Below are 19,254 nucleotides of genomic sequence, written 5' to 3' on the forward strand. Positions count from 1 at the left end.
CCCGTCCGAGTCCGAGGTCGAGCTGCACATGGACACTCTGTTGCTGCGCATCAGCGCGTGGATCGCGGATCAGCAGGCCCACGCCAGCCCGGAGGGGAAACGTTCGTGGAGACGGATCACCGACGAGTTGCGCACCGGACACATGAAGGACCCCGACATGGCGGGCGGTGACGACACCTTCGGTCATTACCAGAAATACTTCGACGTCGAGATCAAGAAGAAGGGGAACTTCTCCGAGGAAGTCAAGAAAAGGCTGGAAACCGGCATCAAGCTCGACATGTGGGCGGTGCTGCAGAACCCGGAACGGTTCGGTTTCCGCGAGAAGGTCATCGTCCTGCACGACCTGATGGAGTACTTCGGTCCCCGCCAACGGTGGAACCCCAAGACCGAAGGGAACAAGACGATGACGGACACCGGAGCGCACTACGCCAGCACCACGGCCATCGACGCCGAGGGGTGGCGGACCGCGTCCGACGCCGACCGAGGACAGCAGGAGATCGCCGTGGGACTGGGCTCCGAGCGGAGGACGGAGAAGTTCCCCTCCACCCGGAAGGAATCCGCGGAAAACACCAGACTGGCCCGGGAACACCGCATCCCGGTGTGGGCAGGCTCGTCGTACACCGCCATGCGGATGATCAACCTGGCCTCGCACGTCGGTGGCACCCAGGACGAACTCAGCGCGGTCGCATGGGGGACCTTCGCCTTCTGGCGTCTGCACTACGACCATTCGGAGGATCTCGCCTACCACACCCTGCACGAGGTGATGGACATCGCGCAGAACTTCGGCATCCCGTACAACCTGCTCCATCGCGCCGACGACTTCCAGCGGCACGCCCCGGGCAAGGCCAGGGCGAGCGTACTGGAAAGACTGGACCAGCTCATCGCACGCATCGACCAGGTCGACGCCGAGGTGACGGGGCTCAAGGGCGAGACCGAGCGACACCGTGGGGACCCGGGGTCCGACCACGCGGCGCTGGAGGGCGAACTGGCCGGCCTCGCGGGGAAGGTATGGATCCTGCGTGGCAGTGTGCGGCAACTCGACCGCCGGGTCGGGGGCGCGGGGGAAGCGCCCAGCGAGGAGAGTCGCGGGCGGCTGCGAGAGGCGTTGGTCGCGCTGCCTCGCCTGAAGACGGAACTCGACACGATCGACCAACTCGTCGCGAGCTGTCGCGGGAAGGTGGGAGCCCTTTCCGCCGCGCCGCCAGGGCCGACGGACGCCGGGACGGCGGACGCCCCGACCGCCGGCCCGCCGTAGGCCGAGCGTCCGCACCGCGACTGGTTCAGGCCGCGCCGCCGAGCAGCGCCGCCACGAGCCTGCGGACGGCCGCCGGCTCCGGCGGCGGGGCCGTCCGGTCGGCGAAGTGCAGGTGCGCCGTGCCGACCAGCGTGGGCGCGAGCGCGTCGAGGTCCGCGTCGGCCGCGATCCGGCCCTGGGCGCGTTCGGCAGCGAGATAGTCGGCGATCATGGCCGTGGCCTCCGTCAGCAGCGGGATGCCGGTCGGCGTGCTGGCGCGGAGCCGGGCGCGCAGCTCGTCCCGGGAGATGACGAGGCCGACGATCGCCACCGCCACCGAGCCGAACAGCTCCGTCAGGACGCCGGCCAGCCGGTCGGCGACGGTGCCGGTGCCCACGGCGGCGCGCAGGGCCGCGGCCTGACCGTCGAGCCGGGCGATCCGGTCCCGCACCAGCTCGGCGAGGAACGCGTCGAAGTCCGCGAAGTGCCGGTGCAGCACGCCCTTCGCGCAGCCCGCCTCCGTGGTGACCGCCCGGCTGGTCAGCGCGCTCGGCCCGTCCCGGAGCAGCACCCGTTCGGCGGCGTCGAACAGCTGCTCCCGCGGGTCCCGGAGGGCCACTCCCGTCGGCACCATGCCTCGCCTCCCTGCGCCGTCCTTGTCCTGTCCCCGTGACCACCCGGTTGACGAGTGGGCAGGCGCCCATTCATAGTGGGCGCATGCCCACTATACCGCCGGAGCCGTCGCCCGAAGCCGACCCGCCCCTCGACCTCGAACCGCATCGACACCGCGGGATCGCCGAGTCCTTCGGCGCCGACGCCGAACGCTACGACCGCGCCCGGCCCCGTTACCCCCAGGCCCTGGTGGAACGGATCGTCGCCGCCAGCCCGGGGCGCGACGTGCTCGACGTCGGCTGCGGCACCGGCATCGTGGCCCGGCAGTTCGCCGCGGCCGGCTGCCGGGTGCTCGGGGTCGAGCCCGACGCGCGGATGGCCGACCTGGCCCGGCGGTTCGGGTCCGAGGTCGAGGTGGCGACGTTCGAGGACTGGGACCCCGCCGGCCGGGAGTTCGACGCGGTGGTCGCCGGCCAGGCGTGGCACTGGATCGATCCGGTCGCGGGCGCGGCCCAGGCCGCCAGGGTGCTGCGGCCCGGCGGCCGGCTGGCGGCGTTCTGGCATGTCTTCCAGCTCCCGCGGGACCTGGCGGAGGCCATCGCGGAGGTCTGCGAGCGGGTGATGCCCGACGCGCCGTTCGACTTCCGCGCGATGACGGCGCCGGCCCTGGAGGTGTACCAGGTCGGGTTCACGAAGACGGCCGACGGGATCGTGCGGGCGGGCGGCTTCGGCCAACCCGAGCAGTGGAGCTTCGACTGGGAGCGGACGTACACCCGGGACGAGTGGCTGGACCAGATGCCCACCCAGGGCGCCTTCACCCGGCTCCCGCCGGACGCCCTGGCCGAGGTGTTGGCCGGCGCCGGAGCCGCGGTCGACGCGCTGGGCGGCGCCTTCCCGATGCGCTACACCACGGTGGCCGTCACCGCGGCCCACGCCCCCGCGCCCTGAACCATGCCTCGATGGAGCGCGGGACTAGCCTGGCCGGGTGACTCCTGCGCCCCCTGCGGCCCCTGTGCCTCCTGCGACTCCCGAGCCCGGGACGGTGGCCGTCCTGGCCGGCGTCGGCCTGCGCCGGACGACCAGCGACCGGGTCATCCTCGACGGGGTCGACTGGACCGTGCGAACCGGCGACCACTGGGCGTTGCTCGGACCCAACGGCGCCGGCAAGACGTCGCTGCTGCGGCTGCTCGGCGCGGTCGGCCACCCGACCACCGGCACGGTCGAGGTGCTCGGGCACCGGCTCGGCCGGGTCGACATGCGCGAGCTGCGCGCCAGCATCGGCCTGGTGTCCGCGGCGCAGAAGGTCCCGCAGGACGCGACCGCCCACACCGTCGTGCTCACCGGCGCCACCGGGACGGTGCAGCCGCTGTGGCGCAGGTACGACGCCGACGCCCGGGAGCGGGCCCGGGTGCTGCTGGCCGAGCTGGAGTGCAAGGAACTCGCGGACCGCCCCTTCGGCGTCTGCTCCGGCGGGCAGCGCGCCCGCATCCTCATCGCCCGGGCGCTGATGCCCGACCCGCGGCTGCTGCTCCTCGACGAGCCGTTCAACGCGCTGGACCTGCCCTCCCGCGAGGACCTGATCGACGCGCTGCGCCGCCTGGCCGAGAACCGCCCCGAGCTGACCACCGTCACGGTCACCCACCATCTGGAGGAGCTGCCGCCGAGCACGTCCCGGGTCCTGCTGCTCAGGGAGGGACGGGTGCTGGCCTCGGGCCCGGCGCCGGACGTCCTCACCAGCGAGCTGCTGACCGCCTGCTTCGGCCGCCCCGTCGCCGTCACCCACCACCACGGCCGCTGGCTGGCGACCTCGGCCCTCCCCGAAGCGCCCCTCGCCTGACGGCGCCGCCGCGTAGGACGTGCTGACCGTGCGGGCGGGCTTCCGCAACTCCGTTCTCTGCTAGGTTCGTTCGCATGTTCCTCCCCCGTGCATAGGAGCCGGCGCTGGTCGCGCCCGGGTCGGGCGTGGCCGTTCGCTGCCCGTGCACGCCCGCGCGCCGCCCGTGCGGCGCCCACTTCCCGAGGAACACACTCATGCCTTCGCCGTTGGCGGCGCCCTCCTATGCCGCCGTGCTCCGAACCCGCCATGCCTGCCGCACCTTCGGTGCCGCGCTGGTGGGCCGACTCTCCTACGGAACGGTCTCGTTGTCGCTGGTGCTGGCGACCAGCGAGGCCACCGACTCCTACGCCGTGGCGGGCACCGTCATGGCCCTGTTCGGGTTGACGAGCGTCCTGCTGTCGCCGACCCGGGCGGGACTGATCGACCGGTACGGACCGCGCCGGGCGCTGCCGCCCATGGCAGGCGGCTACGCGCTGCTGCTGGCCGGGCTGGCCCTGGCCACGGCGTGGCCCGGCGCGTCCGGGGTGCTGCTGGGCGTCCTGGCGGTGACCGCCGGGGCCTGCACGCCGCCGCTCGGCCCGGTGATGCGGACGCTGTGGAGCGACCTGCTACCGGAGCCCGCGCTGCTGCGGCGCGCGTACAGCCTGGACGGCGTCGCCGAGGAACTCCTGCTCGTCACGGGGCCGCTGCTGGTGGGACTGCTGGTGCACGTCGCGTCGCCGTCGCTCGGACTCGCGGTGAGCGCGGCGCTCGTCCTGACCGGCACGCTCGCGCTCGTCTCCTCGCCGGCCGTGCGCGCCGCCGGCCGCCCGGCCGTGCGCCCCGCCGGCCGCGCCGCCGGGTCGGCCGCCGAACCGTCGGCGGACCGGGTCCCGCTGTGGCACGCTCCCGGACTGCGTCAGGCGGTCGCCGTCGCGGCGGGCGTCGGCATGTGCCTGGCCGCGCTGGAGCTCCTGGTGATCGTCGTCGTGGACGAACACCACACGCCCGGGGCGGTGGCCTGGGTCATGGCCGCGCTGTCCGCGGGCAGCGCGGTGGGCGGCCTGGTCTACGGCGCGGTGCCGTGGCGCGTCCCCGCGAGGCTGCGGCTGTCGGCCTGCGCGGCGGGCCTCGGCCTCGTCGTGGCCGCGGCCGGGCTCTCCGCCCACCCCCACGCGCTCGTCGGGTGGGCGGCGCTCGGCGGGCTCTTCGTGGCCCCGGCCCTGACGACGGCTTACCTGATCGCCGACGAATGCGCCGGCCCCGACACCCGCACCCGGGCCGGGGCGTGGGTCAACACCGCCTTCAACGCCGGTGCGTCCGGGGCGGCCGCCGCGACCGGCCTGCTGGTGGGGCGCCTGCCGCTCCCCGCGTGCTTCGCCCTCGCCGCGGCCCCGGCGCTGCTGTCCGCCGCCACGGCGCTGCGCGCGCCCCGTCGTCCGGGCCTGATCGTCAGGACGGTCCGCTGACCAGCGGCTCGACGCTGTCCAGGCAGGCGTCGATGAGCCGGCGGTCGGCCCGTGTCTGGCCGAGGCCGACGACGAAGGAGACCAGGTCGCCGCCGAGGTGGACGAGGAGGAGTCGCAGGTAGCCGACCCGATCCTCGCCGTCGTCGGTCTGGTCGGCCTCCGCGAGCAGGAACCGGTACCAGGCGACGGCGGCGGGGCGGCCGGCGACGGCCACCCGCCGCTGGCCGTGGTCCAGGCCGCGCAGCGTGTGGGCGGGGTAGAAGTTGAAGTCCTCGCGGAACCCGGTCGCCAGCCAGTCGGCGCCCGCCAGGACGTCCTCCTCGTCCGGCGGTTCCTCGTCGAGGCCGTCCCACCGGCCCAGGTAGATCGCCCTGGGGTAGATGAGGTGGACGACGAAGTCCTCCGGATCGTCGTCGACGACGTCGAGGGCCGCCGCCCGCCGCGGAGCCGCGGGGCCGGCGTCCATCGGGGCCATCGCCTCCTCCCAGAGCGCCCGCTCGGCCTCCGCCGCCTCCTCCTCGCTCATCCCGCGCGACGGGTACGCGGCCGTGGTCAGCGGCTCGACGAGGTCCACGGGCGCGATCTCCCAGCGGGGCGGGACGAAGAACCGCAGGCCCGCCTCGAGGTCGTCGTGCACCATCCGGGTTATGCCGCGCATCCCGCACCTTCCGCCCGTTCGTCGCCCGTCGCCGCACGGTCCCGTCCAGCGGCACGACCACGGTCCCGCCGCCCTCCCCGGCGGTCAACCCGCGCGGCCGCGCGGTGCTTTCCCCGGGGGAGCTCACCAGCGGCGCCCCGGGCGGCCGTCGCGGTCGCCCCGCGCCTGACGCCGGACGTGGCGGACCGGCCGGAGGGCCGGGGAGCCGTTCCCTCCGCGGCCGTCGCGGGCCGCTGCCCGCCCGGCAAGGACCTAGCGACGGACGCGGTAGGCGAGATGCAGCACCCGGTCGCCCTGGATCACCGTGTGCGGGTCCTCCAGCAGATGCTGGGCGTCCACCGACCCGAAGTACCGCTTGCCCGACCCGAAGACCACGGGCACGACGTCCATCGCCACCTCGTCCACCAGGCCGGCCGCGAACGCCTGCCCGCCCACCTCGCCCGCGGCCACGGCGACGGTACGCCCGCCCGCCAGCTCCCTGGCCTTCGCGACCCCCTCCGCCACGCCGTCGACGAAGTGGTACGACGCCTCGGGGTGCCACCCCTCGGGCTTGGGCCGGTGCGACACCACGACCACGTGCTCGCCCGCCGGCGGCTTCCCCTCCCAGCCGTTGGTGAGGTCGAACAGATGACGGCCGATCACCATCGACCCGAGGCCGGCCCAGATCGGCCTCACGTAGTCCGCCGACACCCGCGAGACCCTGCCGACCGCGCCGAGCTCGACGTCGCCGTTGCCGTACCAGTCGAACAGCGGGCCGACCTGGTCGTTCGCGTCGGCGATGAAGCCGTCCACGGAAACGACGTTGTGCATCACGACGGTGCTCATCACATCTCCTCGGGGACATGAGGTCCTCGGTGACCCCCACCCGTGCAGACCCGGGCGACCGCCGAAACTCATCGCCGGCGGCGTCACGGCCGGTCCGGCGGCCGGCACACGTCGCACCGCGCGATCCGTTCGCCGTGCTCCGCGAGCACCGCCCGCGCCTCGGCGAGGTTCAGGTCCGGTTCGCCCGGCCGCCAGCAGCCCTCCCGGTGCAACGTCCCCCGCTTCGGCTCGCCCTGCCGCCGCCGGGTCCACTGCACCCACCAGCGCGGCCGCTCGGCCTCGTCGAGCGCCTCCCGCACCGCGGCCAGCTGCAGCTCCAACCAGCGCGCCAGGATCCGGAGCCGCGCGGGGTCGGGAGGCAGAGAATCGGACACGCGTGCGATTCTAGGAGTGGCGCCGCGGCGCCGCCGACGCTACTCCCACACCTCGGGGCCCGGGCCGCGCCACTCGACCAGCCGGGAGTCGAGGAGGTCCGCGTCATCGACGTCGGGCATCCCGGCCCGGCGCAGGAACTCGCGCAGTTCGCGGGGCGAACGGGCGATGCCGAGAATGCTGCCGTCCACGCGCACCCGCCTGCCCCCACCGGAGGTGGGCGGGTAGACGACGATCCGAGGCGTGCCCATGGGGCCAGGGTGACGGCCCCCGCCCCGCTCGGCGACCCGGCGGGGCCCGGCCGAGTGCCCGCCGGCGGGCGCCCCGGCCGCCGCGTCGCGTGCGAGGGCCGGGGCGCCGCCGTCCGTCAGCAGGGCTGGTCGAGGTCCACGACCGTCCAACTCGGATCGTCAACCCCGAGCAGCACGGCCGTGCGCGCGGGCACGCATTCGAATCTCGGATCGATTCCCGGCGCGGAAACGGAGACCAGCGTGCTGGTCGAGTCACAGTTTCCGAAGTACAGCAGTCCGTCGCCCGGGTTGTACGGCCCGCAGGGGAACGGCAGATCGCCGGTCTCGCGGGCGTGGGCCTGGGCGCTGGGGCCGATCAGGATCGCCGACGCCGCGATGGCCACGGCGATGACGGTGGTGAAGCGCTTCGTTGCCGTTGTTCTCATGACCCATCCGTGTCATCAGGGATGTCGCCACCGATGAAAAGAAACGCCGGATAACCGGTCGGAAATACCGACCGTTGTCGCGTTACCCGACTGGGTCCTGCGCGAGCACGGCAGGACCCTACTGCCGTGTCGCGAACCCGTCAAGCAGTCAACCAGCATGCGAAAAGGGCCGTTCGGTCGCGAGGAAAGCGAACTCTGCGGGAGGGAAGCGGAATCGGAAGTTCGAGTTTGAACCACCCGGTGCGTCATTCCGTATCTCCGCCCGAGTGGCGCGCCCACGTCGCCAGGGCGCCCGCTCACCGCGATCACTCCGCCCGGTCCTGCGCGAGGAGCCCGAGGCGGAGTGATCGCACCCGCTCAACCCCGGCGCGCCGTGCCCTCCGGCCAGACGACCTCGACCGGGATGCCCGCCGCGCGGGCCTCGATCACCACGTCCGCCGTGCCGCCGCCCGCGCCGCCGGGCGGCGCGCCGTTCCACACGGCGACGAGCCGGTCGGCCCGGCCGAGCATCACGCGGTTCGCGGCCTCGTACGCCGCGCGGCTCGCGGTCTCGACGGGCATCCGGTGCACCTCGGTCGCGGCCCGCACGAGGCGGTCGAACGTGACGGCGTGATCGGGCGCGACCCTGGTCCGCCGGTAGTCGTGGGAGGGAATCACGACGACCAGCCGGCCGCCCACCTCCAGCAGCGCCTCGGCGAACAGGCTGTCCGCCCCGGCCGCGATGCACGACACGCCGACCAACTCCTCCCCGACCTCGCGAGCGTAGCGGTCCAGCAGCCGGCGCAGCGCGGCGCGTACCAACGGAACGCTCTCGTCCGTCAGATCCATGTGCCCGGTAACGGCGACGGTCGTCATGCGGCCCCCCACGTCAACTCGACGACGCCCAACAGCAGATCGCGGATCCTACCGCGCGCGCCCGCCCGTGATCCGACGCCGGTCGGGCCCGGCCCGGCGCGAAGCGTTCGCCGAGCAACGGCTGCAACGGCCGCAACGGCCGATGCGACGGTGAGGAGGTGGCGGACGGCGGCCACTGTGGCGTATGGGATAGTCGGCCATGCCTGTGACGAATCCGTGGCTCGCCGGTCCCGCACCGAAGAAGCGCCTCGATCGCGAGCGACTGGAAGAGCGGATACTCAACCTCCTGTCGTCGCAGAACATGTGCGTGCTCGCGACGGCGGGACCGGAAGGGCCGCTCGCCACGCCGGTGCGCTATTTCCACCTGGACTTCGCGGTGATGTTCAGCACGGTTTCCGGGTCGCCGAAGATGAGGAACCTCGCCGCCGATCCCCGGGTGTCGGTGGGGATCTTCGCCCCGCTCGTCGGACAGGCCAGCAGCCGAGGCGCCCAGCTCTTCGGACGGGCCCGCACGCTGTCCGAGGACGATCCCGACTTGGAGCGCTACTGGCCGGCGTTCCGCTGGCAGTCCGACCACGTCGAGCGTTCGCGTTCCCTCGACGAACCACCGTCGGGCCCGCTCGTCGCGATCGAGGCCGAGCGGATCGTCTACACGGAACACTGGCTACGCCGCGAGGGCTTCGCCCCACGACAGTTCTGGACCCGCCCGGGCGGGTAACCAGGATTCCCGGGCCATTCGACGGTGCGGTCCGGCCAGCGGGCGCTGAGGCTAAGGCGCTGTTCCGGGGCATGGCGGCCGGGCGGCGGACGCGTCGGCCCGCTGTCGGTTATGCCGCGGTCTCGTCGCGGACGAGGTCGAGACGAGGTCGAGGAGTTCGGCCACGCCGTTGGTCGTCCGGTGCGGGCGGAAGGCGGGCGCGAGCCCCTGGATCTGGGCCAGGCAGCGCGCCGCGCCGAGTCGTGCGGCGAGCGCGAAGGAGTCCCGGGCCAGGACGGCGGCGTGCTCGACATCCCCCGAGCGCAGGCGGCTTTCCGCCGCGTAGCCCAGGAAGACCGCCCGGGTCTTGGCCCGTGTGAGCGGCAGTTCCTCCACGCCTTCGTTGATCAGCGCGTGGGCCTGGGCGGTGTCACCCAGGTCCAGCAGACAACGCCCGGAGTCGACGGCCAGGTCCGCCTCCGAGAGCCACGCGCACCAGGCAGGTCGGGTGCTCCGTGCGGCCGCGCCGAGTTCCACCTCGGCGGCGGCGAGGTCCCGGCGGCTGGGGCCGGCATCGCCGAGCAGCGCGTGCGCGCGGGCCCGGCGGAGGACCAGCAGGGCGCGCGCGGCGGGATGGGTGGCGCGGGAGACGGCCACGGTCAGGATCCGCACGGCCGCGTCCGGCCGCTGGAGCCAGACCTGCTGATAGCCGAGGTCGCCGAGGATCCCGGCGCCGAGGTCGCGGTCACCGGCCTGGTGGGCCGAATGGAGCGCGGCGTGCCAGTACCGGCTGGCGGCGGCGTGCGCGCCCTGATCGAACCGGTACCAGCCGGCGGCCGTCGCCAGCCGGGCCAGGAGGACATGCAGGCGCACCCGCGTGGTATCGCCGCAGTTCCCGTGCAGGAGGCCGTCGACGGCCGTGAGGTGCGCGTCGATCAGGCCGGCCGTGTGCTGACGCTGGGTGGCTGACTGGGTGGTGAGCCGATCGGCGGTGACCTCCAGCCAGTCGAGCAGCTCCGGGTCGACTCGTTTCTCGTCCAGGCTGGCCGTGAGTCGGGTGGGTTCCAGGGTCGCCCAGGACTGGGCGAGCGCGACGAGGGCGGTGGAGGCGTAGCCGGCGAAGGCGCGGCGATCCAGGGTCATGGTGAGGGCCTCTCTCACGGCGACGTGGGCGGACCCCAGACCGATCGGCAGCGGCTTGTCGGCGCCGGGAAGCCAGTGAAGCCACCGCTTCGGAGCCACCAGCTGCTCCTGAGCCCAGTCGCGCTCCTCGCGCAGGCGCCGCAAGGGGTGGGTGACCGGGGGGTCCACTCACCCATTGCAGCATCAACTCCCCTCGGCGTCGTTGAGAAGGCATCCCGATGGGAACCCGTACGATCCGCCGCACGAGCGTCGCCCTGCCGTCGCTGGACGACCCGGCCGGTGCCTGTCCAACGTGACCTCGTTCGACGGTGGTCGCGGCAGGGTCACGGAGTTCCACTACGGCGCCGCGGACCTTCGCACGCTCGACCCGGCCGACACCCGGGGCCTGTTACGGTGGCGCCTCCGGTGTGTCCGGGGTGTTCGGACGCGGGGGCGACGGGGAGGCCGCGGTGCGGCGACGGGGTTGTGTGGTGTCGGCTGTCGTGGCGGCGGTCGTGCTGGGAGTCGGCGGGTGTGAGGACGTCCGCGAGCCGGACAGCGCGGTGCTGCCCGCGTCCCCGACGCCGTGCGCCTCGTGGAGCCCGGAGCACACGCCCGCACCGCCGCACATCACCCGGCTCGCCTACCGCGCCGAGGAGTTCGAGGACGGTTCGGTGGCCATGACCGTGGGCGACGTCGACGCGGCTCCGCAGGACCCCGACGCCGTGCGTACCATCGACCACCGGGCGCCGGCCGCCGTCACGGACTGCGAGACGGTGGAGATCGAGACGGTCAGCGGCTGGTGGTGCACCACCACGGTCGAGCCGATCGCGGTCGAGGGGGAGATCGTCGTGGGCGGCGCGGACCCACGCGCCGAGATCGGCGGCGAGGGGTTCGCCACCGAATGCCACGGCGAGCTGCCGGGCCGGATGCGGCAGGTCTACGGGCTGGAGCGGGACAGCTGGTCGGGCTGGCGCGACTACGCCGACCCGCAGCACACGTCGTGGACCGGGGCGGGCAGCCAGCAGGGCCCCTCCGTCACGGAGTTGTGCCCGCAGGGCCGGGTGGGCACCTACAACTACCGCCTCGCGGTCAGGGTCGAGGTGGACTCCGTCACGGTCGGCGACTCCTGGGCCGCCAGCCCACACATCCGCACCGACTGCGGCACCGGGGCGAGCTAGGCGGCACGGGCCTGAACCGGGCGCGAGGCGTCCGGCCGCGTTCAGGGCGCGTCGCCGCGGCGTTCGTCGAGCGCCGCGACCGCCCTGGCCCACGGGTACGCGGCCGGGTTGCCCTCGCGCGGCGGATGCGGCTCGTACCCGCTCGGCCCGAGGAGCACCCGCACGCCCTGCTCCCGCAGTGTGGCCACGGCTCGCGGCACCGCTGGTTGGGCGCCCAGCGCCGTGGACCAGTAGGGCATGACCGTCACGGGCACCCCCATGTGCACGGCTTCCGCCGGCAGGCCGAGGGCCACCGTGTCGGTGATGCCCGCCGCCCACCGGCACGCGCTGGTCGTCGTCAGGGGCGCGACGAGCATCGCGTCCGGCGGCGGTAGCACCTCCCGTTCGCCGGGCAGGCTGTACTGGTGCCGCACCGGATGCCCGGTCAGCGTCTGCAGGTCGGGGAGCCCGCCCCGCCACCAGCGGGCGGCGGTCGGGGACAGGACGAGGCACGTGTCCCACCCTGCCGCCTGCGCGGCCCGCACTCCCTGATCGACGTACTCGGCGGGACCGGCGGCGCAGGCGATGAGGTACAGAACGCGGCTCATGCGGGTACTTCACAGCGCCCGGCGAGGCCATGCAAGTGTGCACACCGCCGAAGGGCGTGGGGACACCGTTGGCCCAACCCGGGCGTGACCGCCGGGGACCGTGGGCAGGGCGGCCTAATCGATGCCCCACGCAGAGCGGGCCCCGCCTCCTACCCTGGCAGTGTGGAGCTGTTCAGAGAGAGGCATGGCCGTGTCATCTGATGCTGCGCCCGACCCGTTTACCGATCCGCTCGCCTTCGGCCAACGGATGCAGGTGTTGCGCACACGCCGGGGAATGAGCCGTCCGGTACTCGCCGGCCTGGTCGGCAGGTCCTCCTCGTGGGTGAAGCAGGTCGAGTACGGCCGGCTCCAGACGCCCAAGCTCACGATGATCCTCCGCATCGCGGAGGCGCTCCGGGTCCGGGACCTGTCCGAACTCACCGGCCAGGAGTCCATGCCCACCGATCTGTTCATCGGTCCCGGACACCGGCGGCTGCCGGCGGTCGCCGCCGTGATCAACGCGTTCCCGCTGACGGCGTCGCGTGAGGCGCCGCCGGCGGAGCATCTCCGCGCCCGCCTGGCCGCCGCCTGGGCGGCGCGCCACTCGGCTCCGAACCACCGTGACGTGATCGGCACGCTGCTGCCGGACTTCATCCGGGACGCTCAGGCCGCTGCGCGGCAGGCCGCTTCCGCGCCCGAGCGGAGGGCCGCGCAGGCGGTGCTGGCCGAGGTGTACTCGCTGGCGCAGTTCTTCCTGGCGTACCAGCCGGAGTCGGCCCTGCTGTGGCGGGTGGCCGAGCGCGGGATGGTCGCCGCGCAGGAGTCGGAGGATCCGCACGCGATCGGCGTGGCGGCATGGCTGCTGGCGCAGGCTCACCGTGACGCCGGTCCCGAGCACTTCGACGCGGCCGACGCCGTGACCATGGAGACCATCCGGTACCTGGACGCGCTGTTGCCGGACGGGTCGGACGACGTGCTGGCGATCGCGGGCGCGCTGAGGTTCGAGGCGGGCTACACGGCGGCCCGGCGGGGGGACACGGGCGCGGCGTGGGGCCACTGGGACCGGGCGCGGAGGATGGCGTGGCGACTCCCGGAGAGCTACTACCACCCCGTGACGTCGTTCTCTCGGGCGATCATGGGGGCGCACGCGGTGACCGTCGCGGTGGAACTGCACGCCGGCGGGGAGTCGGTGCGGCAGGCCGCCGCGGCCGACGCCGTGACGATCCCGTCTCGGCCGCGCCGGGCGCGACACCGGATCGAGGAGGCTCGCGGATACCAGCTGGACGGGCAGCCGGAGGCGGCGCTCGCGACGCTGGACAAGGCGTTCGACGCCGCGCCGGAGACCATCCGTTACAACGGGTACGCGCGGCGGATCGTGCTCGAGGAGACGGAGGCGAGGTCGCCGGAGCGTCGCCGTCGGGCCGCGGACCTGGCGGTGCGGATCGGGATCCTGGCTGCCTGAACGGGAGTGCGAGGGGCAGAATCCCTGCCCCTGCCCTGCTCCGTCCCCTTTTACGGTTCGTGACACCTGATCACGAGACCGTAGGGGCCGACCATGAGTGAGCCTGCCGCCCACCCTGCCCGTCCGGCGTGGCTGCCGTTACCCGCGGCCGGCGTGTGCGCCGTGCCGTGTGGGCGGTACTTCGACGCCGTGCTGGTGGACGCCTTCGACGCCGTGCGGGCCCTCGCCCGGATACGGCACCGCTCGGGGCCGGTGATCGAGGACCAGATCGCGGACGCCGTCACCTGGTTCGTGCCGGTCGGCGCCGCAGATGCCTGGCAACTGGCCGGTGTCCGGGTCCTCCGCCGGGGGCACGAGGTTCGCGTTCCGCCGCCGGGCTGGCAGGGGGCGATCCGGTGGCTGATGGAGCCTCCGGCGGTCGGGGACTGCCTGACCCGGCCCGCGTTGCTGCACATCGCGCTCGGCGAGGCCGGTCGTGGGTGAGGGGCGGCGGCCAGCCGTCGGCAGGCTGCGGGTGTACGTCGAACCGGGCCGGCCCGGTGCCGTTCCGGCCGTGGCCACGCTGGAGGTCGAGCCCGCGAGCGCCGACCGGGTACGGGGCCCGCTGCCGGCCCTCACCGGGCGGCAACTCGCCGGCACGTCGTGCGTCGTGTGCGGGGCGCCGCTGGGCCTGGACACCGTCCGCATCGGTGCCGTCCGCCACGCCCTCGCCGGGGGCAGGGACCTGGTCTACCCCGTGCGCGGCTGCGCCGGCCCGTGCCGGCAGGGCGGGTGACGGGATGCCCCGCAAGCGCATGCCCGACATCCCGAGGGACGAGGCTGTCCGGCTGTACCGGACAGGCCGGTCGATGGCCTCCCTGGCGCGCCGCTACGGCGTGTCCGCGATGTGGCTGGCCGCCCGCTTCCGGGAGTGGAACGAGCCGGTCCGCGGCCACGCCGAGGCCCAACGCGCCCGCAGGCACACGCCCCTCACCGCCCGGCGCCACCCCGCCGACGCCCCACCCTGACCGATTCCGCCTCCGCTACCGAGAACAGCCGGCGGCCGTGACTGATCAGCGGGTCGTCACGGTGGGGTCGCTGGGGAGATCGGTGGGATTCGGGTCCGGCTCCGTGGCCGTCGGGCGTTCGGCGTCGCGGAGCTTCGTGCGGCCCGTTTCCGGGGCGGCCACGTGGGTCACGATGGCGCCGAGGATCAGGAAGCCCATGGTGCCGATCATGATGGCCTGCACGCCCAGGTTGTCGAGCAGGGTGGGGAAGATGAACGTCCCGAACGCGGCGCCGACGCGGCTGAGGGCCGCGGCCATTCCGACGCCAGCGCCGCGGATCGCCGTGGGGAAGAGCTCGCTGGGGTAGACGAACTGCAGGTTGGCGGCCACCGACTCCAGCAGCGTGTACACCAGCAGGCAGGTCACGACGACGGTGGCGCTCGGGCTCGGCAGGATGGCGAGCGCCGAGACCGAGACCGCCATGGCCCAGAACGTGGAGATGAGGAGCGGGCGGCGCCCGATGCGGTTGAGGACGAACATGCCGGCGATCCCGCCCGCGGTGAGCACGATGTTCTGGACGAGGGTGTGGGTGAACTCGCCGGAGATCCCGAGCGCCACGTAGAGGGCCGGCAGGAAGGTGAAGATCGCCGTCTGCGGGGTGGACTGGGCGATCCAGAAGAAGCCCGCGAAGAGTGTGCGCCCCCGCCATCTGCGGCTGAACAGTTCGCCGATGAGCCGCAGGCTGGACCGTTGTTCCTGGGTTTCCCGCTGGTGGGCGTCCACGAGGTCGCGCACCGACGCCCGGGGGTGGATGTACCGGGTGACAACGGCCTCGGCCTCCTCGTACCGGCCCTGTTGCACGAGCCATCTCGGGGACTCGGGGGCGCCCATCCGCAGCAGCAGCACGAGCGCCGAGGGGATGGCGCTGGTCACCAGGATCCAGCGCCACGCGTCCGGGCCCATGTCCCGCATCAGGTAGCCGACCACGATCGACGACAGGTAGCCGATCCGCCAGATCGCGGCCAGGCTGCCCAGGAGCGGGCCGCGCAGCCTGGTCGGCAGGAACTCGGCCAGGTAGGTCGGCCCGACCGCGTAGTCGGCGCCGATGGCCACGCCGAGGACGAGCCGGACGACGAAGAGCTGGATGGCGTCCTGCACGAAGAACTGCGCGATCGAGGCGATCAGGAAGACGGCCAGGTCGATGGTGTAGAGCTTCTTGCGGCCGATCCTGTCCGCCACGGGCCCGAGGACCAGGCCGCCCACGAAGAGGCCGATGAGCGCCGCGGCGCCCACCAGGCCCTCCATCAGCGGGGTCATGTCGAAGCCGGTCGGGAGGACCGCCAGCGCGATGGTGAGGACACCGAGGGCGTACCCGTCGATGAACGTGCCGCCCGCGGTGAACGCGGCGATCCGGTAGTGGAACCGGTTCGGAGGCACCTCGTCCAGCGAGAGTCGTGGCGTGGCTGTCATGAGCGGAGCGGTCCTTTCGGGAGTCCGAGGGGACGGCGGCGGGTTCGCGGTCTCGAGCGGGGGAGTGGCGCGTCGGGGAGCGGGTGTGCGCCGGGGGAGCGGGGCGACCGCGAGTCGCTGCGGGCGGGGAAGGGACACGGGGACGTCGCGACCGTTGGGGTCCTCGATCGCGAACGGGCCCGGCACCGCGCCTGGTTGGTCCGGAACCGGAGGCTGACACTCCGCCGCTCGTTCGGTATTGCCGAACGGGCGTCGGTATGGCGAATGATGATGACACCTTCGCCGCTACCCGTCAACAGAAGATTCGGGAGGGCCGTCGATGCGTCGGCAGGACCGACGTTGGGCCTTGACCTCACCGGCGAGACTGGTAGCTTGACGTCCACGGCGAACGCGATTCGGCACAGCCGAACGCAGTCGAACGGGGCCGAACGCGCCGCCCGGCACGCCGGGCCGCCGACCCTCCACCGATCGCATCGAACCGCATCGAACCGCATCGAATCGCATCGAATCGAGAGGACACGCAACGATGGACCGGCACGACGTCGACTGGAAGGGCTACTTCGCCGCCGCGCCCACCCCGTTCACCAAGGACGGGGAGCTGGACCGCGAGCTGCTCGCGAACGTGCTCTCCCACCTCGTCGACCAGCGGGCCCACGGCGTCCTCGTGAACGGCAGCACCGGCGAGTGCTACGCGCAGACGACCGAGGAACGGCGCACGGTGACCGAGGTCGCGGTGCGCGCGATCGCCGGGGCGGCGCCGGTGCTCGTGGGGACGTCCAGCACCTCGGTCGACGAGACCATCGCCCTCGCGCGGCACGCGCACGGCGCCGGCGCCGACGGCGTGCTGTTCTGCCCGCCGCCCGGAGCCAGACTGACCGAGTCGGAGGTCGTCGACTTCTACCGCCACGTGTGCGCCGCCACCCCGGGCCCGGTGATGGCGTACAACATCCCGTCCGAGGTGGTCACCGACATGCGGCCGGAGACGATCGCTGAGGTCGCCGACATCCCGAACGTGGTGGCCGTCAAGGACAGCACCCCGGACGACCTGCGGTTCCAGCGCACGGTGCTGGAGCTGTCCGACCGGCTGCGGGTGTTCGGCAACGTGCTCACGCCCGCCGGGATCAGCATGATGATCGCCGGCTGCGGCGGGGACGGGCACTTCGGCAGCGGCATGCCGCTCGGCTCGCTACTCGCCGACGCGTTCGACCACGTGTGGGCGGGGCGGGCCGCGGAGGCCCTCGCCATCGCGCGACGGTTCAGCGAGCTGCGCGGCGCCCTGCACGCACCGGACGGGAACGGCGTTTTCGGCGGCATGCAGGCGCAGCTGAAGACCATGATGCGGCTGCTGGGCCAGCCGGCCGGCTACCCCCGCCCGCCGCGGCGCGCGTTGGAGGACGACGCCGGCGCGGTCGAGGGCCTCGCCGCCCTGTTGGAGCGGCACGGGGTGCTTGCCGCACGGTGCCCCGCCTGACCGAGGGCCCGGACCGGCCGCGCCGGGCACGTCGAGGCTCGGGCGCCCTGAACGACGGCGTCGCGCCGCCCGCCCGCCTCGGGCTGCCCAGCTCGTGCCGGCCGCCGCGGGTCACCCGGCCGTTCCGGTGGTCAGCGCCGGTGGTCAGCGCCGGTGGTCAGCGCCGGTGGTCAACGCCGGTGGTCAACGCCGGCCGTCAGCGCCGGTGGTCAGCCCGGCCGCCCCGCCGTCAGCCGCGCGCGGGGCCGAGCCGGTCGGCGAGCTCGCGCGCGTGCCGGCCGAGCACGAGACCGTACTCGTCCAGCCGGCCGCGGGAGCGCCCGAGCTTGAGATCGGTGAGGGACAACGCCCCTATCAGAACGCCGTCCTGGTCGCGCACGCCCGCGGCGACGCAGATGACGCCGTCGAGGTCCTCCTCGTCGTCGACCGCGAAGCCCTGTTCGCGGACCCGCTCCAGCTCCTTCACCAGCGACTCGTAGTCGGTGATGGTGGCCCTGGCCCGCTGCGGCAGCCCGGTGCGATCGGTGACCTTGCGCAGCCCCTCCTCCGGGAGATCGGCGAGGAAGACCTTCCCGGTGGCCGTGCTGTGCGCCATCTCCCGGCTGCCCAGCGGCGTCTGGAAACGGACCGGGCCGCCGCCGTCCAGCTTGGCCGTGAAGACCGGAACGCCGTCGTCGGGCACCGCGAACCGGGCCGTCATCCCGGTCTCCTCCACCAGCGCCGCCAGCGCCGGCCGCACCAGGTCGGCGAGCGGGAACTGGCGCGCCGCGAGGTCGCCGAGGCGGACGAGCCCTGTGCCGAGGACGAACCGGGGGCCCTTGATCTCGCCGACCAGACCGTGGAACTTCAGGGTGCGCAGCAGCGCGTGCGCGGTGCTCCTGGCCACCCCGAGGGCGCCGGCGAGGTCCCCCAGGCTCCGCCCCGACTGGTCCGCACGCGCCAGCTCGGCCAACAGAAGGGCCGCCCGGTCGACGCTCTGGACCCGCGATCGTGAGGCGTTGTCGGTCATGCCGACACTATATCGGCGATACGAACACCCCCACCGGCCCCGGCACGGCGCCGGAAGCACCGCCGCGGGGCCCGATCCCCGCGGTCAGAGATGACGGATGACCAAGGCGGGTTTGGTGTCCTGTGCGTCGGCGAGGGCGCGAATGTCCTCGGGGTCGGACGTCCAGACGATCGCGCCGTGGATGGCGGCCATGACGACGACAGCGGCGTCAACGACGTCCGTTGTGCCTGCCTTGCCGCACAGCACCCCCGCTGCCTTGGCGACCTCGAGACCCACGGGCTCGACGCGACAGCTGGCCAGGAGCTTGCCGAGCCGCACCTGGCGACGGGGATCGCGCCACGCCTGGCCGACAACCGGGGCCGGGACGTGGATGTCCCGACCTTCGTCGAGGGCGAGGTGGTGACGCGCCCACATGCGGCGGTCGTTGTTGTCGATGGCGATCAGCGCGCCCGCATCGTAGAGATAGGGGATGCTCACGCGGCGACGGAGCCCCCGCCGGCCAGGTACTCCGCGTCCGCCGCGGCCATCTCGGCACGCGCGGCGGCCAGTTCCTCGGGGGTGAAGGCGCCGTGCTCCTCCTGCCACTCCTGGACCGCGACCCGCCCGGCCCGCAGTCGCAGCTCACGCTCGGCGGCGCGGGCGATCAGGCGCGACAGCGGAACGCCCGCCTCCTGAGCGACAGTGGACATGGCTTCGACGAGCGACTCGTCGAGCGTGATCGTCACCTTCTTGCTTGCCATACGGAGACCATATCAGAGTATGGCGATCATCGG

The 19,254-nt window shown here is 73.4% G+C and carries 23 protein-coding genes; 10 read left to right on the forward strand and 13 right to left on the reverse strand.

The genetic code is table 11. From position 1 onward, the window contains the following. Positions 1–1,280: 1,280 nt before the first annotated feature. On the reverse strand, positions 1,281–1,865 hold the full coding sequence (locus ABGB06_RS00920) for a TetR family transcriptional regulator (protein ID WP_347585397.1): 585 nt from the start codon (positions 1,863–1,865) through the stop codon (positions 1,281–1,283). 86 nt (positions 1,866–1,951) lie between these two features. On the opposite strand from ABGB06_RS00920, the gene ABGB06_RS00925 reads away from it, so the two are divergent. From ABGB06_RS00925 to ABGB06_RS00935, 3 genes are all read left to right on the forward strand, one after another. Then, complete coding sequence (locus ABGB06_RS00925) at positions 1,952–2,794, forward strand: methyltransferase domain-containing protein (protein ID WP_347584618.1); 843 nt, start codon at positions 1,952–1,954, stop codon at positions 2,792–2,794. Between the two features lie 94 nt (positions 2,795–2,888). After that, positions 2,889–3,683, forward strand: coding sequence for an ATP-binding cassette domain-containing protein (locus ABGB06_RS00930; RefSeq protein ID WP_347584619.1), 795 nt, complete (start codon positions 2,889–2,891; stop codon positions 3,681–3,683). 194 nt (positions 3,684–3,877) lie between these two features. Continuing rightward, positions 3,878–5,131: an MFS transporter gene (locus tag ABGB06_RS00935; RefSeq protein WP_347584620.1), complete on the forward strand. Its 1,254-nt coding sequence runs from the start codon at positions 3,878–3,880 to the stop codon at positions 5,129–5,131. Here the strand turns inward: ABGB06_RS00935 and ABGB06_RS00940 are convergent. The 6 genes from ABGB06_RS00940 to ABGB06_RS00965 form a co-directional block, all read right to left on the reverse strand. Further along, positions 5,115–5,789, reverse strand: a complete 675-nt coding sequence (locus ABGB06_RS00940; protein WP_347584622.1) for a hypothetical protein — start codon at positions 5,787–5,789, stop codon at positions 5,115–5,117. The genes ABGB06_RS00935 and ABGB06_RS00940 overlap by 17 nt on opposite strands. 252 nt (positions 5,790–6,041) lie before the next feature. Then, positions 6,042–6,614, reverse strand: a complete 573-nt coding sequence (locus tag ABGB06_RS00945) for a dihydrofolate reductase family protein (protein ID WP_347584623.1) — start codon at positions 6,612–6,614, stop codon at positions 6,042–6,044. An 83-nt stretch (positions 6,615–6,697) separates the two neighbouring features. Next, the gene (locus ABGB06_RS00950; RefSeq protein WP_347584624.1) at positions 6,698–6,988 is read right to left on the reverse strand and encodes a DUF6233 domain-containing protein; all 291 of its coding nucleotides are present in this window, start codon (positions 6,986–6,988) and stop codon (positions 6,698–6,700) included. A gap of 39 nt (positions 6,989–7,027) precedes the next feature. Beyond that, on the reverse strand, positions 7,028–7,237 hold the full coding sequence (locus ABGB06_RS00955; RefSeq protein ID WP_347584625.1) for a hypothetical protein: 210 nt from the start codon (positions 7,235–7,237) through the stop codon (positions 7,028–7,030). A 116-nt stretch (positions 7,238–7,353) separates the two neighbouring features. Next, entirely contained in the window at positions 7,354–7,662 is a 309-nt protein-coding gene (locus ABGB06_RS00960; protein ID WP_347584626.1) for a hypothetical protein, read from the reverse strand. A gap of 357 nt (positions 7,663–8,019) precedes the next feature. Continuing rightward, the gene (locus tag ABGB06_RS00965; RefSeq protein WP_347584627.1) at positions 8,020–8,517 is read right to left on the reverse strand and encodes a hypothetical protein; all 498 of its coding nucleotides are present in this window, start codon (positions 8,515–8,517) and stop codon (positions 8,020–8,022) included. A 199-nt stretch (positions 8,518–8,716) separates the two neighbouring features. Here ABGB06_RS00965 and ABGB06_RS00970 point away from each other — a divergent pair, with 199 nt between their 5' ends. After that, complete coding sequence (locus ABGB06_RS00970) at positions 8,717–9,235, forward strand: pyridoxamine 5'-phosphate oxidase family protein (RefSeq protein ID WP_347584629.1); 519 nt, start codon at positions 8,717–8,719, stop codon at positions 9,233–9,235. A 51-nt stretch (positions 9,236–9,286) separates the two neighbouring features. Here the strand turns inward: ABGB06_RS00970 and ABGB06_RS00975 are convergent, their stop codons facing one another. Continuing rightward, positions 9,287–10,525: an XRE family transcriptional regulator gene (locus ABGB06_RS00975; RefSeq protein WP_347584630.1), complete on the reverse strand. Its 1,239-nt coding sequence runs from the start codon at positions 10,523–10,525 to the stop codon at positions 9,287–9,289. A gap of 302 nt (positions 10,526–10,827) precedes the next feature. Between ABGB06_RS00975 and ABGB06_RS00980 the strand changes: the two genes are divergently transcribed. Next, on the forward strand, positions 10,828–11,517 hold the full coding sequence (locus tag ABGB06_RS00980) for a hypothetical protein (RefSeq protein WP_347584631.1): 690 nt from the start codon (positions 10,828–10,830) through the stop codon (positions 11,515–11,517). A 41-nt stretch (positions 11,518–11,558) separates the two neighbouring features. Here the strand turns inward: ABGB06_RS00980 and ABGB06_RS00985 are convergent, their stop codons facing one another. Further along, a complete protein-coding gene (locus ABGB06_RS00985) occupies positions 11,559–12,104 on the reverse strand; it encodes a flavoprotein (protein ID WP_347584632.1) in 546 nt (181 codons plus the stop codon). Positions 12,105–12,294: 190 nt separating this feature from the next. Here ABGB06_RS00985 and ABGB06_RS00990 point away from each other — a divergent pair, with 190 nt between their 5' ends. The 4 genes from ABGB06_RS00990 to ABGB06_RS01005 all read left to right on the forward strand — a co-directional run bounded on the left by ABGB06_RS00990 (position 12,295) and on the right by ABGB06_RS01005 (position 14,552). Beyond that, positions 12,295–13,545 (forward strand): helix-turn-helix transcriptional regulator, encoded by a 1,251-nt coding sequence (locus ABGB06_RS00990; protein ID WP_347584633.1) that lies wholly within the window; start codon positions 12,295–12,297, stop codon positions 13,543–13,545. A 93-nt stretch (positions 13,546–13,638) separates the two neighbouring features. Next, positions 13,639–14,028, forward strand: a complete 390-nt coding sequence (locus tag ABGB06_RS00995) for a hypothetical protein (protein ID WP_347584634.1) — start codon at positions 13,639–13,641, stop codon at positions 14,026–14,028. Positions 14,029–14,098: 70 nt separating this feature from the next. Continuing rightward, complete coding sequence (locus ABGB06_RS01000) at positions 14,099–14,320, forward strand: hypothetical protein (RefSeq protein WP_347584636.1); 222 nt, start codon at positions 14,099–14,101, stop codon at positions 14,318–14,320. A gap of 4 nt (positions 14,321–14,324) precedes the next feature. Beyond that, positions 14,325–14,552: a hypothetical protein gene (locus ABGB06_RS01005; RefSeq protein WP_347584637.1), complete on the forward strand. Its 228-nt coding sequence runs from the start codon at positions 14,325–14,327 to the stop codon at positions 14,550–14,552. 45 nt (positions 14,553–14,597) lie between these two features. Here the strand turns inward: ABGB06_RS01005 and ABGB06_RS01010 are convergent, their stop codons facing one another. Further along, positions 14,598–16,001 (reverse strand): MFS transporter, encoded by a 1,404-nt coding sequence (locus tag ABGB06_RS01010; RefSeq protein WP_347584638.1) that lies wholly within the window; start codon positions 15,999–16,001, stop codon positions 14,598–14,600. A gap of 526 nt (positions 16,002–16,527) precedes the next feature. On the opposite strand from ABGB06_RS01010, the gene ABGB06_RS01015 reads away from it, so the two are divergent. Then, entirely contained in the window at positions 16,528–17,472 is a 945-nt protein-coding gene (locus ABGB06_RS01015; protein WP_347584639.1) for a dihydrodipicolinate synthase family protein, read from the forward strand. Positions 17,473–17,701: 229 nt separating this feature from the next. Here the strand turns inward: ABGB06_RS01015 and ABGB06_RS01020 are convergent, their stop codons facing one another. The 3 genes from ABGB06_RS01020 to ABGB06_RS01030 all read right to left on the reverse strand — a co-directional run bounded on the left by ABGB06_RS01020 (position 17,702) and on the right by ABGB06_RS01030 (position 19,221). Continuing rightward, positions 17,702–18,481 (reverse strand): IclR family transcriptional regulator, encoded by a 780-nt coding sequence (locus ABGB06_RS01020; protein WP_347584640.1) that lies wholly within the window; start codon positions 18,479–18,481, stop codon positions 17,702–17,704. Between the two features lie 84 nt (positions 18,482–18,565). Then, positions 18,566–18,958, reverse strand: coding sequence for a PIN domain-containing protein (locus ABGB06_RS01025; protein WP_347584641.1), 393 nt, complete (start codon positions 18,956–18,958; stop codon positions 18,566–18,568). After that, positions 18,955–19,221, reverse strand: coding sequence for a hypothetical protein (locus tag ABGB06_RS01030; protein WP_347584642.1), 267 nt, complete (start codon positions 19,219–19,221; stop codon positions 18,955–18,957). The genes ABGB06_RS01025 and ABGB06_RS01030 overlap by 4 nt, the downstream gene beginning before the upstream one ends. Positions 19,222–19,254 lie beyond the last annotated feature (33 nt).

It is taken from the genome of Streptomyces sp. B6B3, from assembly GCF_039871525.1.
Classification (GTDB): domain Bacteria; phylum Actinomycetota; class Actinomycetes; order Streptomycetales; family Streptomycetaceae; genus Streptomyces.

What these genes read in the sequence shown, in the direction of transcription:
- ABGB06_RS00925 (WP_347584618.1), top strand. Translation starts at nt 1,952, where the DNA reads ATGCCCACTATACCGCCGGAGCCGTCGCCCGAAGCCGACCCGCCCCTC.
- ABGB06_RS00935 (WP_347584620.1), top strand. Translation starts at nt 3,878, where the DNA reads ATGCCTTCGCCGTTGGCGGCGCCCTCCTATGCCGCCGTGCTCCGAACC.
- ABGB06_RS00940 (WP_347584622.1), bottom strand. Translation starts at nt 5,789, where the DNA reads ATGCGCGGCATAACCCGGATGGTGCACGACGACCTCGAGGCGGGCCTG.
- ABGB06_RS00945 (WP_347584623.1), bottom strand. Translation starts at nt 6,614, where the DNA reads ATGAGCACCGTCGTGATGCACAACGTCGTTTCCGTGGACGGCTTCATC.
- ABGB06_RS00955 (WP_347584625.1), bottom strand. Translation starts at nt 7,237, where the DNA reads ATGGGCACGCCTCGGATCGTCGTCTACCCGCCCACCTCCGGTGGGGGC.
- ABGB06_RS00960 (WP_347584626.1), bottom strand. Translation starts at nt 7,662, where the DNA reads ATGAGAACAACGGCAACGAAGCGCTTCACCACCGTCATCGCCGTGGCC.
- ABGB06_RS00965 (WP_347584627.1), bottom strand. Translation starts at nt 8,517, where the DNA reads ATGACGACCGTCGCCGTTACCGGGCACATGGATCTGACGGACGAGAGC.
- ABGB06_RS00970 (WP_347584629.1), top strand. Translation starts at nt 8,717, where the DNA reads ATGCCTGTGACGAATCCGTGGCTCGCCGGTCCCGCACCGAAGAAGCGC.
- ABGB06_RS00985 (WP_347584632.1), bottom strand. Translation starts at nt 12,104, where the DNA reads ATGAGCCGCGTTCTGTACCTCATCGCCTGCGCCGCCGGTCCCGCCGAG.
- ABGB06_RS00995 (WP_347584634.1), top strand. Translation starts at nt 13,639, where the DNA reads ATGAGTGAGCCTGCCGCCCACCCTGCCCGTCCGGCGTGGCTGCCGTTA.
- ABGB06_RS01005 (WP_347584637.1), top strand. Translation starts at nt 14,325, where the DNA reads ATGCCCCGCAAGCGCATGCCCGACATCCCGAGGGACGAGGCTGTCCGG.
- ABGB06_RS01010 (WP_347584638.1), bottom strand. Translation starts at nt 16,001, where the DNA reads ATGACAGCCACGCCACGACTCTCGCTGGACGAGGTGCCTCCGAACCGG.
- ABGB06_RS01015 (WP_347584639.1), top strand. Translation starts at nt 16,528, where the DNA reads ATGGACCGGCACGACGTCGACTGGAAGGGCTACTTCGCCGCCGCGCCC.
- ABGB06_RS01020 (WP_347584640.1), bottom strand. Translation starts at nt 18,481, where the DNA reads ATGACCGACAACGCCTCACGATCGCGGGTCCAGAGCGTCGACCGGGCG.
- ABGB06_RS01030 (WP_347584642.1), bottom strand. Translation starts at nt 19,221, where the DNA reads ATGGCAAGCAAGAAGGTGACGATCACGCTCGACGAGTCGCTCGTCGAA.